This window comes from Aeromonas sp. 603607 (assembly GCF_049171595.1).
Lineage (GTDB): Bacteria > Pseudomonadota > Gammaproteobacteria > Enterobacterales > Aeromonadaceae > Aeromonas > Aeromonas veronii.
The window spans coordinates 104,188-117,869 of sequence record NZ_JAAKOV010000011.1 but is presented as its reverse complement, the minus strand read 5'-3'; the positions used below and the strand labels follow the sequence as shown (position 1 = coordinate 117,869).

Genomic DNA, 13,682 nt, shown 5'->3' with positions numbered 1-13,682 from the left:
CAAATGAGGTGCCGACAGGGGGCACACAGAAGGGCGGGGATCATAAAAGAAAGCGGCGGGCATGCCCAGCAGATCATGCTACCGCCAGCCAGATCAGACCAGTTATTTCAGCACCTTACCCCACCCACACCTACCACTTTAGTTATAGATCCTGCTGTATGGGGTAAAAATGGTGCAAAAAGGGCGGCAAGTTGGCCTTGCCGCCCTTTCTGTCAGAGCTGTAGACCTGACTCAGTTGCCCAGATAGACCGGCAACAGATTTGCCATCGACAGGAAGTGGAACAGCGCGGTCGCCAATCCGAACAGGATCAGCAGCCAGGCCATCAGCTTGCCGCCGGGGGTGACGAAATGGGGGGTCACTTCGCCCCGCTCGGCCCGCGCCCGGGTGCGCAGCACCAGCAATGCCGGGATGATGCAGGTCCAGATGGTGGCGGCGGCACCGGCATAGCCGATGGCCAGCAGGAAACCGAACGGGAAGAGCAGAGAGAGCACCAACGGCGGCAGGAAGGTGACCGCCCAGGTCTTGCTGCGACCGGCGCGGCTGTTGTCGAACTTGAACAGATCAGCCAGGTAGTCGAACACCCCGAGCCCCACCCCGATAAAGGAGGAGAGGATGGCCGCCATGGAGAAGCCGTTGATGGCGCTGGCCACCTTCTCCGATTCGATCACCCCTGAAAGCGCGGAGAGCAGCACACTCACGTCACCCCCCTTGGCAATCACCGGAGCAAAATCTTGGCGGGGCAGGTTGCCGAAGATCCCCAGCAGCCAGAGCACGTAGAGCGCCAGCGCGATCAGGGTTCCCCCCAGAATGGCCCATCTGGCCTGCTGCTCGTTCTGGTAATAGGCACGCAGGGAGGCAACAGAGTGGTGATAGCCAAACGAGGTGAGCGCCACCGGCAGCATCGCCATGGCATAAGGGGCATAACGACTCTCGCTGCCCGCCAGATCGAGCAGGGTCGGCAGCTTGATACTGCCGAGCAGCCCGGCCACACCGAGGGCGAAACTGAGGATCATGAAGGCGATCAGTACCACCGAAATACGGTCAACAGCGCGAGTCGAGTGCCACACCACCGCAGAGAAGAGCGCCACGAACAGCACGGACGCGAGCTTGCTGTCGATCCCCAGAATGCCCTGCAGGATGGCACCGGAGGAGGTGATATAGGCGTAGAGCAGAATGCCGCCAACAAAGTAGACCGAGAGGTTGTTGAGGAGATTGAGCTTCTCCCCCAGCAGCTCGCGAGTCACGGTATTGAAGGAGACCCGCATATCGTGGTGCTGGAAGGATTCCAGCAGCATCCAGCCGGAGAGGGTCATCATCACCATGGTGACGGTCAGCGCCAGCACCGACCAGAGGGTCCAGGCCCCCGCCCCAGAACTCGGCAGACCGAGCATGCCGGCTCCCACGCAGACGCTGGCAATGATGCAGGCGCCCCCCAAAATTGACGGTTTTTTCTTCATAATCCCTTCTTTTTCTGACTGATTATCTATCCGCGGTAAACAAGACCGCGGCATGATGCCAGCCTTTGCCATAAGACGCCTACCACTATCTGTCATAACCGGGCATGGCCGCCGCATACAAAGTGCCCCGAACGGGGCACTCTATCAGCGGAAATGATGTGAAGAGGGGTTAATCCATCACCGGGATACCCGCTCTCGCTTCGGCCTGACGGGCGATGGCTTCGGTCATCCCCTGAAAGATAAAGAGGTGGAACGGCAGCATGGCGAGCCAGTAGGCCAGCCCCCAGGCGCCCTGCGGGTGCCAGTGAGCGGTGACCCGGATGCGGGTCAACCCGGACTCCTCCGGCAGGATGTTGAACTCCAGCCGCCCGACGCCCGGGGCCTTCATGTTGAACAAGAGATCGAGCCTGCGCCCCTCATCCACCCCGAGGATCTGCCAGGAGTCGAGCATGTCCCCCTTCACGAAACGATCCGGATTGGTGCGGCCACGGGTGCGGGCCGGGCCGCCAATCAGGTGATCCATCCATTCGCGCACCACCCACAGCTCGTTCATGTAGAAGTAGCGCTGCTCACCCCCCAGCTGCTGCAACACCTGCCACACCACCTCGGGAGAGGCGAGACAGATGGCCTCGCCGCTGGCGGTGCGGTCGTAGAAGCCATATTCGGGATGGCGCCAGCGCAGGCCGAGGGGGGTCTCCTGCCCCTGCTGCTCGGCACCCAGCTTCTGCTCCAGCGCCAGACTCTCCGCCAGCGCCTCGTCGAAGCTGAGCAGAGTCTGTGGCAGCAGGGCCCGCAGCGGGCCATCATCGGCCGGAATATCGTGCTTGAGACCCCCCACCAGCGCCTTGGCCACCGGCTGAGGCACCGAGGTGACGAACTGCAGCCACCAGGCGGAGAGGCGCGGACTCAGAAACGGGATGGGAATGATGGGGCAGCGCTTGCCGATATGGGCGGCGAACTTCTGCAACTGCTGCTGATAGCTGAGCAGCTCGGGGCCGACCGCATTGAAGATGTGGCCATCCACCTCGTCGGCCTCCACCAACCCGCCCAGATAGTGAAGCAGGTTGGACAGCGCAATCGGCGGCGTGCGCGAGCGCACCCATTTGGGCGTCACCATCATCGGCAGGTTGAACACCAGATCCCGCATCACCTCGAACGCCGCCGAACCGGGCCCGATGATGATGCCGGCGCGCAGCTCCACCGTCGGCACACCGGATTCGCGAAACAGCTCGCCACAGTGGCGGCGGGAGTTGAGATGGCGGCTGTTGCACTGCTCGGGCTGGATTGCCCCGAGATAGATGATACGGCGCACCCCGGCAGCACGGGCGGCGGCAGCGAAGTTCTTTACCCCCTGCTGCTCCAATCGGTGAAAATCGGCCCCCGCCCCCATGGCATGCACCAGATAGAAGACGGTATCTATGCCCGCCAGCGCAGGCAGCAGTGTGATGGGCTTGAGGCTGTCGGCGAGGCGAAACTCGACCCCCTCAGGCAATCGGCAGGGACGGCGCGCCCCGGCAATCACCTTGTAGCCGAGGGTCTGCAGGTGGGGTACCAGATAGGAACCGATATATCCTGCCGCTCCCATCACCAGACAGTTACGCATGAGTGAAGCCCTCAACATCATTGATGCAAGGGGCGCCAGACAGGAATCCACCATATCCCGCCACACCCATCACCAGACAATTTCTCATGTAATTCTCCCTATCCTCACCGATGCCGCTTGTCAGCCAGCGTGCGCAGCGCTACCTGAAAATGTTCAACCACTGCGCCACCATCCAGTCTCTTGCCATCCTGCCACGTCACCACCTTGCAACCTAGTACTAACCACCTCTCTGATTAGTCCGATTTGGTGTTAAGCCCTGCTCATTGGCTGGTCGATAACTGACCAGATGTATAGCGCCGAGGGCGAACGTATGCGCATCGATCACTACGACCTCCAGGGGGAGGTGCAATACCGGCAACAACAGGCCCAGAGCCGCAAGGTGCGCAACCTCGGGCCAGTGCCACCCGCCGTCAATCCACCGGAGGGCAACAACACGGCCGCGGCCGGCGAACGCAGCAGCACCCTGACCCTCACCAGCGCCCTGACGCTGCAAACCGCAAGGCAATCCGCCGCCAGTCAGCAAGCAGCAACACCGCCCTCCCCGCCCGCAGCGGACGTCGGCAAAGAGCAGGATGGCATTCCCGACGATGGGCTGGATAACCGCCAGCGACTGATCAAGCTGATGATTGAGGCGATGCTGGGCCACGAAATCGAGCTGCCCAAGCCGATCAAACCCTCCGAAGAAGGAGGCGATGGAGTGACCCAAAGAGACGCCGCTGCTCAAGCCGACGAGCCGGATCAACTGGTGGAGGTGACTGACACCCTGCTGCAACAGGAGCAGCTCAACGTGGTGGCATCGGCCAGCGTAGCGACTCAAGATGGTCAGACTATTCAGCTCGATCTCGGCTTTGTGCTCGACTGGCGTCAGCTGGAGGTGAGCCAGCGACGCACCACCCTCAATGCCCTCAAGGATCCGCTGGTGCTCAGTCTGGATGGCAAGATTGCCGATCTGACCGAGGCACGTGTCACTTTCGATATTGATCAGGATGGCAAAGAGGATAGCCTGCCGGGTCTGCGGGAAGGCAGCGGCTTTGTGGCGCTGGATCGCAATGGCAACGGCACCATAGACGATGGCGGCGAGCTGTTTGGTGCCCGCTCCGGCAATGGCTTCGGCGAGCTGGCAACCCTGGATGAGGATGGCAACGGGGTGCTGGATGAGGGGGATAGCCAGTTTTCAGCCCTGCAGTTCTGGCATCCCGAGCACGCCCCTATCGCTCTGGTGGAGCTGGGGATCGGCGCCATCCTGCTACGTCCCCTCGACACCCCCTTCAACCATCTGGGGGAGAGCGGCAATCAGGGGGTGCTGCGCCAATCCGGCCTCTATCTCACCGAACAAGGTAAGGGAGGCTGGGTGCAGCAGATCGATCTGCGGATCTGAACCCCGCACCCGCATGGCAAACCCGGTCGCTGACGAGAGCTGCCAGCGACCGACTCCGGCACTATCAACTCAGCTCGGTGGGGTCGATATCCAGACTCCAGCGCACCCTTTTGGTCTCGGGCCAGCCTTCCAGCTCCTTCACCGCCCAATCCAGCAGTTGGGCCAGCGGTGCCCGGTTCGGCCCCTGCAGCAGCAACTGCATGCGAAATTTGCCCGCCTTGCGCTCCATAAAGCCGCTGATGGGCCCCAGCACCTGAACGTTGGGATAGCGGGCGCTGCGCAGGGTATCGGCGAGGCGGGCGAGGAACAGCTGCACCTCGTCGCGGCCGTTGGCCTCGGCCCTAAACAGCCCCTGATAGCTGAACGGCGGCAGCCCCAGCAGGCGGCGCTCTTTCAACGCCGTATCGGCGAAGTGGCCGTAACCATTCTGGGTCAGATCCTGCAGCAGGGCGTGCTCCGGATGATGGCTCTGCAGCACCACCAACCCGGGTTTGCTGGCGCGACCGGCACGGCCCGCCACCTGGGTGTAGAGCTGGGCCAGTTTCTCAGCTGCGCGAAAATCAGCGCTGAACAGGGCGCCATCCACATCCAGCAGCCCCACCAAGGTCACATCCGGGAAGTGGTGGCCCTTGGCCAGCATCTGGGTGCCGATCAGGATCTTGTACTTGCCCGCCTTGATGTCGCCGAGGTGAGTCTCCAGCTCCCCCTTGCGGCGGGTGTTGTCCCGATCGATGCGCACTACGGGATATTGCGGGAAAACCGTGGTGAGCAGCTGTTCCAGTTGTTCGGTGCCCACTCCCGATCCGATCAGCTCGTTGCTGCCACACTCGGGGCAGTGGTGGGGCAAGGGGCGCACGCTGTCGCAGTGGTGGCAGTGCAGTCGTCGTCCAGCCTGATGCCAGGTGTACCAGGCGTCACAGCGCTCGCAGGCGGCACTCCAGCCGCACTGGTGGCAAATAAGAGCCGGGGCATAGCCACGGCGATTGAGAAACAGTATCACCTGGTTACCCGCCACCAGATGCTCCGCCATCAGCTGCTCCAGCTGGGGAGAGAGCCCGGCCTGCAACCGCACGTTCTTGATATCCAGGATCACCTGACGGGCAGTCTGGGCATTGCCGGCACGGCGAGTCAGGGTGAGATGGTGATACTTGCCGGTGCGGGCGTTGTGCAGCGTCTCCAGCGACGGGGTGGCCGAGCCAAGCAGGATGGGGATACCGGCACGATGAGCCCGCATCACCGCCAGATCCCGCGCGTGGTAGCGAAAACCGTCCTGCTGCTTGAAAGAGCCGTCGTGCTCCTCGTCGATGATGATGATGCCGAGGTTGTGAAACGGGGTGAACACCGCGGAGCGGGTGCCGATCAGGATGGCGGCGCCGCCGTCGCGACAGGCGAGCCAGGCATCAAGCCGCTCCCGATCGTTCATGGCCGAGTTCATCGCTACCACAGGCACGTTGAAGCGGCGCCGGAAGCGGTTGATGGTCTGCGGGGTCAGGCCGATCTCCGGCACCATCACTAGCGCCTGCTTGCCCGCCTTGAGCAGGGGTTCGAGGATGCTCAGGTAGACCTCGGTCTTGCCGGAACCTGTGATGCCGTCCAGCAGAAAGGCGCCGAACTTGTCGCTCTGGCTGGTAACGGCAGAGACAGCCAGCGCCTGCTCGCCATTGAGGCGCAGCCCCTCCCCCGGCTCAAAGCGGGCAGCCCAGTCGCCATCGTGGCTCGGCTCCAGTGAACGCTTCTCCAGCAGCCCCTTCTTCTCCAGTGCGCTGAGTGCTGCACTCTGGATCTCCTCCTGCTTGAGGGCGGAGGGGGTCTGCGGCCCCTTGCGCAGCAAGGCGAGCGCTTGCTGCTGCTTGGCCGCCCGCTTGAGCTCGTTGAGATCGATGGCCATGCCCGCCTCGGTGGCAAACCAGAACTCCAGTTCACGATAAGCAGCAGGCTCCCCCTTGCGCACCAACACCGGCAGGGCGTGGGGCAGCACTTCCCCCAGCGGATGCTGGTAGTAGCTGGCGCTCCAGTTCATCAGCGCCAGAATATCCGGCCCCAGCACCGGCGTCGCATCGAGTACGCGCTTGATGGGCTTGAGCTTGTTGCGGGGCACCTGGCTGTCGGCCGGGTGCTCCACCACCAGCCCGACCAGGGTCTGGGGACCGAAAGGGATCTCGACCCGGCAACCGGGGGCAGGTAACGGCAGGGGAGAGAGATAGTCGAAGTGACGGCGTAACGGTACCGGGACAGCGACACGAACCAGATCCAGCGTTTGGGAAGAATTCACCAGGTGTTGCCTATTTTTTCTGCGAAGCCACTTGCCTGATCTCAGGCATTTCCTATATTATTCGCAGCCTTTGAAACTGTGTTCAACAATCGTGTGGTGTCCGACAAGAGATCGGATGGCGACACGGCCAATTAATTGAGGTTGTCCATGAAAGCTGGTATCCATCCTGACTACGTAGCCATCACCGCCAAGTGCTCTTGCGGTAACGTCATCAACACTTTCTCTACCATCGGTAAAGATCTGAACTTGGACGTGTGCTCCGAGTGCCACCCGTTCTACACCGGCAAGCAGAAAGAAGTTTCTAGCGGCGGCCGCGTAGACAAGTTCAACAAGCGTTTCGGTGCGATGACCACCAAGAAGTAATTTTACTTCTGAAGAATTCTGAAAAAGGCGCCCAATGGGCGCCTTTTTTACGATCCCTGTTTTTCATCCTTCATGTTCCCGCAGCCAGACGCACTCTCCCCTACTGGCCAAACCCTTTGGAACGACGCAAATAGACATACCCCTCACCCGGGCTGCCCCAGCGCGGGCTCCCTGCGTTGTCATAGGCGCGATCCAGCAATCTGACGCTGTCGGGGCCAATCCAGATATGCTGCACCAGCGTCGTGGCACCACCAAAATCGGTGGAGCAGTGGCCCACCCGGGTGTGACCGGCATATTCGCCGGAGGGAGTGCGTGTCAGCCAGATCTCACAACCGTGGCGCAAGGAGAGCTGCTGCGGGGTCAGACTGTCGAGCAGGGCGGGATCATGCCAGGCACCGGCAAAATCGGTGGCACGGGGCATGGTCAGCTCTGCCATCAGGATCCGCCCGTCAGGGGCGGGTGAGAAGCGATAAATACGCTGGCGAAAGGGGCGGACGGAGCGCATGCTCAGATACTGCTCGGCATAGACCCAGCGATAGCCCTGATAGCCGGGCCAAATCTCCATCAGACGCAGCTCGGCACTGGTAAAGCGGCTGTCGTAACTGGCCTGCTCCCGGCTCGTAAAGGCCCCGTTGAACCAGCTGAGCAGCGGTTCCATACCGGGCTTGAGTGGGGTAGCCTGAGGCGCCGAGCCTGCCAACACCAGACAGGAACAGAGCAGCCCGAATACGGCCACCAGCAACTTTGCCATCGAATCCTTCCGAATCATCATAGTGGCGGCGATTATATGAGCGAATTACCCCAATAACAGCCATTACGATCAAATCATTGCCACTCTGGTGCAAAAACCTCACAAGGATGCCAGTCCGCTCACTAAACCCGATATTTTGCCACCGCCTTGTTGAGCAGCTGGGCCTGCTCGTTGAGACCCTCGCTGGATCTCGCATTTTCCTCTGCCATGATGCTCGACTCCTGGGCGATGTCGCGGATGTTGTTGACGTTGCGGTTCACCTCGTTGGCCACCAGACTCTGCTGTTCGATGGCTGCCGCAATCTGGGTGCTCATGTCCATGATGTTGGTAACATCCTGAGTGATCTGCCCCAGCAACTCCCCTGCGGTACTGGCCTGATCCGAGCTGCGGTTGCCCTGCTCGCGGCAGGTTGCCATCACCTCGACGATGCTGCCGGTCTGTTTCTGCAGCGAGCTGATGATGCCGGCAATCTCCTGGGTCGATTTCTGGGTACGGATGGCCAGATTGCGCACCTCATCGGCCACCACCGCAAAGCCGCGCCCCTGATCCCCTGCCCGGGCTGCTTCGATGGCCGCGTTGAGGGCCAGCAGGTTGGTCTGCTCGGCAATGCCGCGGATCACGTCAAGCACGGAGCCGATGGTCTCGCTCTCTTTTTGCAGCTGGCTCACCTCGCGAGATGAACTCTCCAGATTGCCCGCCAGCGAGCGGATCTGCTCGACAGTGTTCTCGACCGCAGTCCGCCCCTCCATCGCCTTGTTGTTGGTCGCCTGCGCATTGTTGGCCGCCTGCTCGGTGTTGCGGGCGATCTCTTCGATGGTGGAGCCCATCTCGGTGGACGCGGTCGCCACCATATCGGTCTCCTGCAGCTGGCGCGCCGCCCCTTCACTGGTGCGTTTGACGTTGGCCGAGAGGTGATCCGCCGCTTCGGTCAGGGTGTGCACGCTCTGCTTCACATCGCCAATCAGGTCGCGAAACCCGCCCAGCATCACGTCGAGATTACCTGCCAGCTGGGCCATTTCATCTGCCCCGCGCAGCTCTATCTTCAGGCGCAGGTCATTATCCTGACGAATGCGGTTGACGGTATCATTCACCTTAGTAATGGGACGGTCGATGCTGCGCCCCAGCAGCACGCTCATGATGCCGATCAGCACCACAATCACCCCGCCACAGACCAGCATCAGGCTGTTGAGGCGAGCGCTCTGCCGCTCCAGCTCAGCGACAATGTGCTGATCGACGGCGGCAAACCCCTGTTCGGTCTGATGCACCAGATCCCGCATCTGGTTGCGCAGCCCCTCATCCTCTTTCAGCCCCAGTACCTGCATCCCCTGCACCAGCGCCACAAAGTCCTGCCGGTACTGCTTGCTGGCCTGCTCCAGCTTGCCGCGACCCGCCTCCGGCAAAGTGGCAAGGCTATCCTGAAAACTCTTGTGCAAGGTCTCGAAACGCTCCAGATACTGGATATCGGAACGCAGCATGAAGTCTTTCTCCGCCCGCCTCAGTTGCAGCATGGTGATGAGTAGCCCCTGCTGATCCAGCTGCTTGAGCCCATTCTCCACCTCATGCACCGCCGCCCTCAGCTTGCCATAGAGCCCCTCCTCAGGCCCCAGACCAATCTTCTGCTGCTGGGCCACCAGATCATTGAAGGCTTTGCCATAACCGCTGATCTGCTGATCCAGTCTGGTCAGCTCCCCCTCGACGGCCGCCAGATTGTCATCAGTCACCAGCTCCCGGTTGTGCTGGTGAAAATCTGACAGCCCCTGATTGAAGCGCTCGACGAAGGTCATATCCTTGCGGATCAGAAAATCCTTCTCGGCCCGCCGCAAGTTGAGCATGGCGATCTCCAGCTGGTCGATATTGCGCTGGGCTTCGGTCAGATGACGGTGCACCTGGCTGGAGTAGATAAACAGGCCGCTCAGTACCAGCATGGCAACGGCAACCAGCACGGTATTCAGGATCAACTTATGACGGATAAGCACGATGGACCTCTCGCAAACTGGCAGTGAACTGCATTGAGCTTATGCAGAAAAGCGGCGACAGGTGATCTGTGCAAGGAATATTCATTGAAATGCCACACCCACTCCTTATACTGGTTGCACCTGTTTCCAGCCGTGGATTTGACACTATGGAATACAATACTTCTGAACTGTGCGACATCTATCAGGACATGGTGGATGTGCTTGAACCCATGCTCTGCTCCTTCGGCGGCCGCGCCTCTTTCGGCGGCGTCATCACCACCGTCAAATGCTTCGAATCGAATGGCCTGATCCGTGAACTCGTCAAAGAGAATGGGCTGGGACGTGTCTTGCTGATCGATGGCGGTGGCTCCATGCGCCGTGCCCTGATTGACAGCGACATCGCCACCACGGCGGCCGAGAATGATTGGGAAGGGATTGTCTGCTACGGCTGCGTCCGCGAAGTCGATATTCTGGAAGATCTGGATATCGGCATTCAGGCACTGGCTGCCATTCCGGTCGGTGCCGACAGCAAGGATGTAGGGGAGACCGATCTGCCGGTCAACTTCGGTGGCGTGACCTTCCTGCCTGACGACCACCTCTACGCCGATACCACAGGGGTGATCCTCTCCCCCGAGGCACTCGATATCGAGTAAGCCACAGGCAGAGTGACGACGGGAGCCTTGGCTCCCGTTTTTTATGCCTGCAACTTGCTGAAAAATGACAAAAAAAGAGGGCCAGATAAACTGGCCCTTAACTGGAAGCAATGTGAGCAATGTCGTGCCTTCACAAGAAGTCCATCACGTTGGAACGAATGAAGTCTTTCCCGGAAAACAAGTTAACAATAATCATTCTCATTTAAGTAGGCAAGCGCTATTTGCAGAAAGTGCAAAAAAATTGACCACCGCGAAGGGTGGTCAATCTGGTCAGGCTTGCCGGGTGGCCGTGTGCAGGCTGGATAATCCGGCCTCGCCCACCAGCTTGCGGCTGAGGTAGCGCAGCAAGACACCGTAGAGCGGCACGAACAAACCAAGGCTTATCAGCAACTTGAATACGTAATCGACGGTTGCGATCTCGACCCAGTGCTCTGCCATGAAAGGATCTGTGGTGCGCCAGAAGGCCACACTGAAGAAAGCGATGGTATCGACCAGATTACCGAACAGGGTGGAGGCCGCTGGCGCAATCCACCACTGCTTGAGCAGACGCAGGCGGTTGAACACCACCACATCCATGAACTGCCCTACCAGATAGGCCATAAAGCTGGCCAGTGCGATACGCGCCACGAACAGGTTGAATTCGGCCAGATGACCAACGCCCTGGAAGCTCCCTTCAAAGAAGAGCACAGAGAGCGCATAGGAGACTGCCAGCGCAGGCAGCATCACGGTCTGGATAATCTTGCGTGCCAGACCAGCACCGAAGATCCGCACTGTCAGGTCGGTCGCCAGGAAGATAAACGGGAAGCTGAACGCACCCCAGGTGGTATGGAAGCCAAACACGGTGATCGGCAGCTGCACCAGATAGTTGCTGCTGGCAATGATCAGGATGTGGAACAACGACAGGCGAACGAGCGCCGTTTGGTACTGCGCAGGGGTCAAATTCATCTTGTGACCTTTTTGGTTAATGGGGTTAGGGAACCCATATCGCCACCATTGACGATAATCGAGGGGCGAGATTATACGCCCCCAAACCGATAGTTCAATCTTTATGCGATTACGCTTGTCCAGGTTGGCCAGCGGCAGAGCAGGCCTTGCAGGCCTTGTGGGCGATAGTCACGCCTTGTGCTGTCTGGCGAGCCAGAGCAGCGCCTCCCGATCCGCCGGGCGCACCGCCTCCAGCCAGCAGCCGCTGTAGTGTTCGTACTCCAGCCGAAACTGGCTCCCTTCAAACACCAGCAACCAGCTATGGCGGTCGGCCCCCGCATCCTGCTCGAGCGGCTGCAGCTCCCACTCTCGCAGCAAGGCCTGCGCCAACAGCGGGAACGTGTCCCAGTCGAGTGCCGGACAATCCAGCGTCACCACGCCAGCTTCGCTATCTACCTGTTTGATTTGCCAACTCATTCCCTGTCTCTCAGCTGCTGCAGGAGAGCTCACCACCGCAATACCATGCCGGAGTCGGGGTGGCGAGATCCTCATATTCGGGTTGTTCATCATAGGGGCGCTGCAAGGCGGCGAACAGCCGCTCGAAAGGCCGCATATCCCCTGCGTCGGCGGCGTCTATCACCTGCTGGGCCAGCGCATTGCGCAGCACATACTTGGGATTGATGCCATCCATCTGCACCTTGCGCACGGCATCCTCGCTGCCTTCGAGCATCAGCCGCGCCCGATAGCGCTCCAGCCACGCCTGCCAACCCAGTGGTTCAGGCAACAGGGCCAGCAGAGATGCAGGCCACGCCCCCTCTTGCGTCACCTCACCGAGACGGCGAAGGAACAGGTGGTAATCCACTTTGTTAGCCGCCAGCAACCGGAACAACTCACGGAACAACGCCGGGTCATCCTCCTCCCACATCGCCAACCCGAGTTTGGCCCGCATCAGTTCGGAGTAGTGCAGCATCAGCTGCCGTTCGTACTGGGCCAACGCAGCAGCCAGCGCATCACCGTCTACATGGCCAGCCAGCGCCTGCGCCAGCTTTTGCAGATTCCAATAACCGACCGCGGGCTGCTGATCCAGCGCGTAGCGGCCCGCAGGGTCCGAGTGGTTGCAGACAAAGTCCGGCACATAGGCATCGATAAAGCCGTATGGCCCGTAATCCAGCGTCAGGCCGAGCAGCGACATGTTGTCGGTGTTCATCACCCCGTGACAGAACCCCGCCGCCTGCCATTTGGCAATCAACCGCGCGGTGCGGCGCACCACTTCGGTAAACAGTTCGGCACCACTCTCCTGTTCGGGGAAGTGGTGGCGCCGCAGATAGTCGATGAGTGGCGGGATCTTCTCCCCCTGCCCGCTCCAGGCGAAATACTCGATATGACCGAAGCGCAGATGGCTGGGGGCGGTGCGCAGCACAGTCGCCCCTGTCTCAACCTGCTCGCGATAAACGGGCTCCTGACTCCCCACCAATACCAGCGCCCGGGTGGTCGGGATGCCGAGAGCATGGAGCGCTTCGGAGGCGAGATATTCGCGGATGCTGGAGCGCAGCACGGCGCGGCCGTCACCAAAACGGGAAAACGGCGTCTTTCCTGCCCCCTTCAGGTGCAGATCCCAGCGCTGACCATCAGGCGCCTGCTGCTCACCCAATAGCAGCGCGCGGCCATCCCCAAGCCGCGGGCTATAACCCCCAAACTGATGGCCCGCATAGACCTGAGCTACCGGCTGCATACCGGGCAGCACCTTTCCCTCGCCACAACAGGCGATCCAGTCAGCCTCGCTGATGCCTCCCAATCCCAGCTCATCCAGCAAAGCCCGGTTGAGATGAAGCAACCGGGGTTGCTGCAGCGGCTGGGGCACCACAGGTTCACAGGCCCAGGGCAACTCGGTCGCAAAAGTGTTGATCAACTTCATGGTTGTACCATTCGTCCCTGCGTATGCTCGTGTCACTCTTTATACTGCCGTCAGCCATGCTTGCGCTAACTGGCGACCATCATTTTTCAATTCAAGGAGAAGAAGATGCAAAAATGGGTATATGCCCTGCCCTTGCTGGCACTGGCGTGGGGTCATCAGGCCAAGGCTGCCGATATCGAAGCCGGCAAAGCCAAAGCGGCGGTCTGTGCTGCCTGTCACGGCGTGGAAGGCAAGGCGATGATCCCCAACTATCCCCATCTGGCGGGTCAGAATGCCGCCTATCTGGTGAAACAGTTGAAAGCGTTCAAGGATGGCACCCGCAAAGAGCCCTTGATGGACCCCTTCATGGCGCCGCTGACCGATGCGGATATCGACAATCTGGCCGCCTTCTACGCCAGCCTGAAATAACC

The 13,682-nt window shown here is 60.5% G+C and carries 12 protein-coding genes; 4 read left to right on the top strand and 8 right to left on the bottom strand.

Annotated elements, in window-relative coordinates:
* Positions 1 to 231: 231 nt before the first annotated feature.
* Together G5315_RS12135 and G5315_RS12130 are read right to left on the bottom strand one after the other, a co-directional pair.
* Positions 232 to 1,458 (bottom strand): aromatic amino acid transporter, encoded by a 1,227-nt coding sequence (locus G5315_RS12135; protein ID WP_069527627.1) that lies wholly within the window; start codon positions 1,456 to 1,458, stop codon positions 232 to 234.
* Between the two features lie 169 nt (positions 1,459 to 1,627).
* Positions 1,628 to 3,061, bottom strand: a complete 1,434-nt coding sequence (locus G5315_RS12130) for a DUF2867 domain-containing protein (RefSeq protein WP_421333108.1) — start codon at positions 3,059 to 3,061, stop codon at positions 1,628 to 1,630.
* Between the two features lie 286 nt (positions 3,062 to 3,347).
* Here G5315_RS12130 and G5315_RS12125 point away from each other — a divergent pair, with 286 nt between their 5' ends.
* Positions 3,348 to 4,439 carry a hypothetical protein gene (locus G5315_RS12125; protein WP_421333107.1) on the top strand — a complete coding sequence of 364 codons (1,092 nt, stop codon included), beginning with the start codon at positions 3,348 to 3,350 and terminating at the stop codon, positions 4,437 to 4,439.
* Between the two features lie 64 nt (positions 4,440 to 4,503).
* Here the strand turns inward: G5315_RS12125 and priA are convergent, their stop codons facing one another.
* On the bottom strand, positions 4,504 to 6,711 hold the full coding sequence (gene priA / locus G5315_RS12120) for a primosomal protein N' (RefSeq protein WP_421333106.1): 2,208 nt from the start codon (positions 6,709 to 6,711) through the stop codon (positions 4,504 to 4,506).
* A 147-nt stretch (positions 6,712 to 6,858) separates the two neighbouring features.
* On the opposite strand from priA, the gene rpmE reads away from it, so the two are divergent.
* Positions 6,859 to 7,074: a 50S ribosomal protein L31 gene (gene rpmE / locus G5315_RS12115; protein WP_005340673.1), complete on the top strand. Its 216-nt coding sequence runs from the start codon at positions 6,859 to 6,861 to the stop codon at positions 7,072 to 7,074.
* Between the two features lie 100 nt (positions 7,075 to 7,174).
* On the opposite strand, the gene G5315_RS12110 is transcribed toward rpmE, so the two are convergent.
* Both G5315_RS12110 and G5315_RS12105 read right to left on the bottom strand, forming a co-directional pair.
* Positions 7,175 to 7,825: a chromophore lyase CpcT/CpeT gene (locus G5315_RS12110; RefSeq protein WP_021230765.1), complete on the bottom strand. Its 651-nt coding sequence runs from the start codon at positions 7,823 to 7,825 to the stop codon at positions 7,175 to 7,177.
* Positions 7,826 to 7,947: 122 nt separating this feature from the next.
* Positions 7,948 to 9,801: a methyl-accepting chemotaxis protein gene (locus G5315_RS12105; protein ID WP_216960316.1), complete on the bottom strand. Its 1,854-nt coding sequence runs from the start codon at positions 9,799 to 9,801 to the stop codon at positions 7,948 to 7,950.
* A gap of 146 nt (positions 9,802 to 9,947) precedes the next feature.
* Between G5315_RS12105 and rraA the strand changes: the two genes are divergently transcribed.
* Entirely contained in the window at positions 9,948 to 10,433 is a 486-nt protein-coding gene (gene rraA, locus G5315_RS12100) for a ribonuclease E activity regulator RraA (RefSeq protein ID WP_005340678.1), read from the top strand.
* A 270-nt stretch (positions 10,434 to 10,703) separates the two neighbouring features.
* Here the strand turns inward: rraA and G5315_RS12095 are convergent, their stop codons facing one another.
* The 3 genes from G5315_RS12095 to G5315_RS12085 form a co-directional block, all read right to left on the bottom strand.
* Positions 10,704 to 11,378 carry a 7-cyano-7-deazaguanine/7-aminomethyl-7-deazaguanine transporter gene (locus G5315_RS12095; RefSeq protein WP_115521501.1) on the bottom strand — a complete coding sequence of 225 codons (675 nt, stop codon included), beginning with the start codon at positions 11,376 to 11,378 and terminating at the stop codon, positions 10,704 to 10,706.
* Between the two features lie 168 nt (positions 11,379 to 11,546).
* Positions 11,547 to 11,834 (bottom strand): DUF3630 family protein, encoded by a 288-nt coding sequence (locus tag G5315_RS12090; protein ID WP_005355452.1) that lies wholly within the window; start codon positions 11,832 to 11,834, stop codon positions 11,547 to 11,549.
* Positions 11,835 to 11,844: 10 nt separating this feature from the next.
* The gene (locus tag G5315_RS12085; protein WP_421333105.1) at positions 11,845 to 13,272 is read right to left on the bottom strand and encodes a protein adenylyltransferase SelO; all 1,428 of its coding nucleotides are present in this window, start codon (positions 13,270 to 13,272) and stop codon (positions 11,845 to 11,847) included.
* A 105-nt stretch (positions 13,273 to 13,377) separates the two neighbouring features.
* Here G5315_RS12085 and G5315_RS12080 point away from each other — a divergent pair, with 105 nt between their 5' ends.
* A complete protein-coding gene (locus tag G5315_RS12080) occupies positions 13,378 to 13,680 on the top strand; it encodes a c-type cytochrome (RefSeq protein WP_005340687.1) in 303 nt (100 codons plus the stop codon).
* The last annotated feature ends 2 nt before the right edge of the window (positions 13,681 to 13,682 follow it).

Coding starts and splice junctions, on each gene's coding strand:
- G5315_RS12135 (WP_069527627.1), bottom strand. CDS start 1,458: ATGAAGAAAAAACCGTCAATTTTGGGGGGCGCCTGCATCATTGCCAGC.
- G5315_RS12130 (WP_421333108.1), bottom strand. CDS start 3,061: ATGCGTAACTGTCTGGTGATGGGAGCGGCAGGATATATCGGTTCCTAT.
- G5315_RS12125 (WP_421333107.1), top strand. CDS start 3,348: ATGTATAGCGCCGAGGGCGAACGTATGCGCATCGATCACTACGACCTC.
- rpmE (WP_005340673.1), top strand. CDS start 6,859: ATGAAAGCTGGTATCCATCCTGACTACGTAGCCATCACCGCCAAGTGC.
- G5315_RS12110 (WP_021230765.1), bottom strand. CDS start 7,825: ATGGCAAAGTTGCTGGTGGCCGTATTCGGGCTGCTCTGTTCCTGTCTG.
- rraA (WP_005340678.1), top strand. CDS start 9,948: ATGGAATACAATACTTCTGAACTGTGCGACATCTATCAGGACATGGTG.
- G5315_RS12095 (WP_115521501.1), bottom strand. CDS start 11,378: ATGAATTTGACCCCTGCGCAGTACCAAACGGCGCTCGTTCGCCTGTCG.
- G5315_RS12090 (WP_005355452.1), bottom strand. CDS start 11,834: ATGAGTTGGCAAATCAAACAGGTAGATAGCGAAGCTGGCGTGGTGACG.
- G5315_RS12085 (WP_421333105.1), bottom strand. CDS start 13,272: ATGAAGTTGATCAACACTTTTGCGACCGAGTTGCCCTGGGCCTGTGAA.
- G5315_RS12080 (WP_005340687.1), top strand. CDS start 13,378: ATGCAAAAATGGGTATATGCCCTGCCCTTGCTGGCACTGGCGTGGGGT.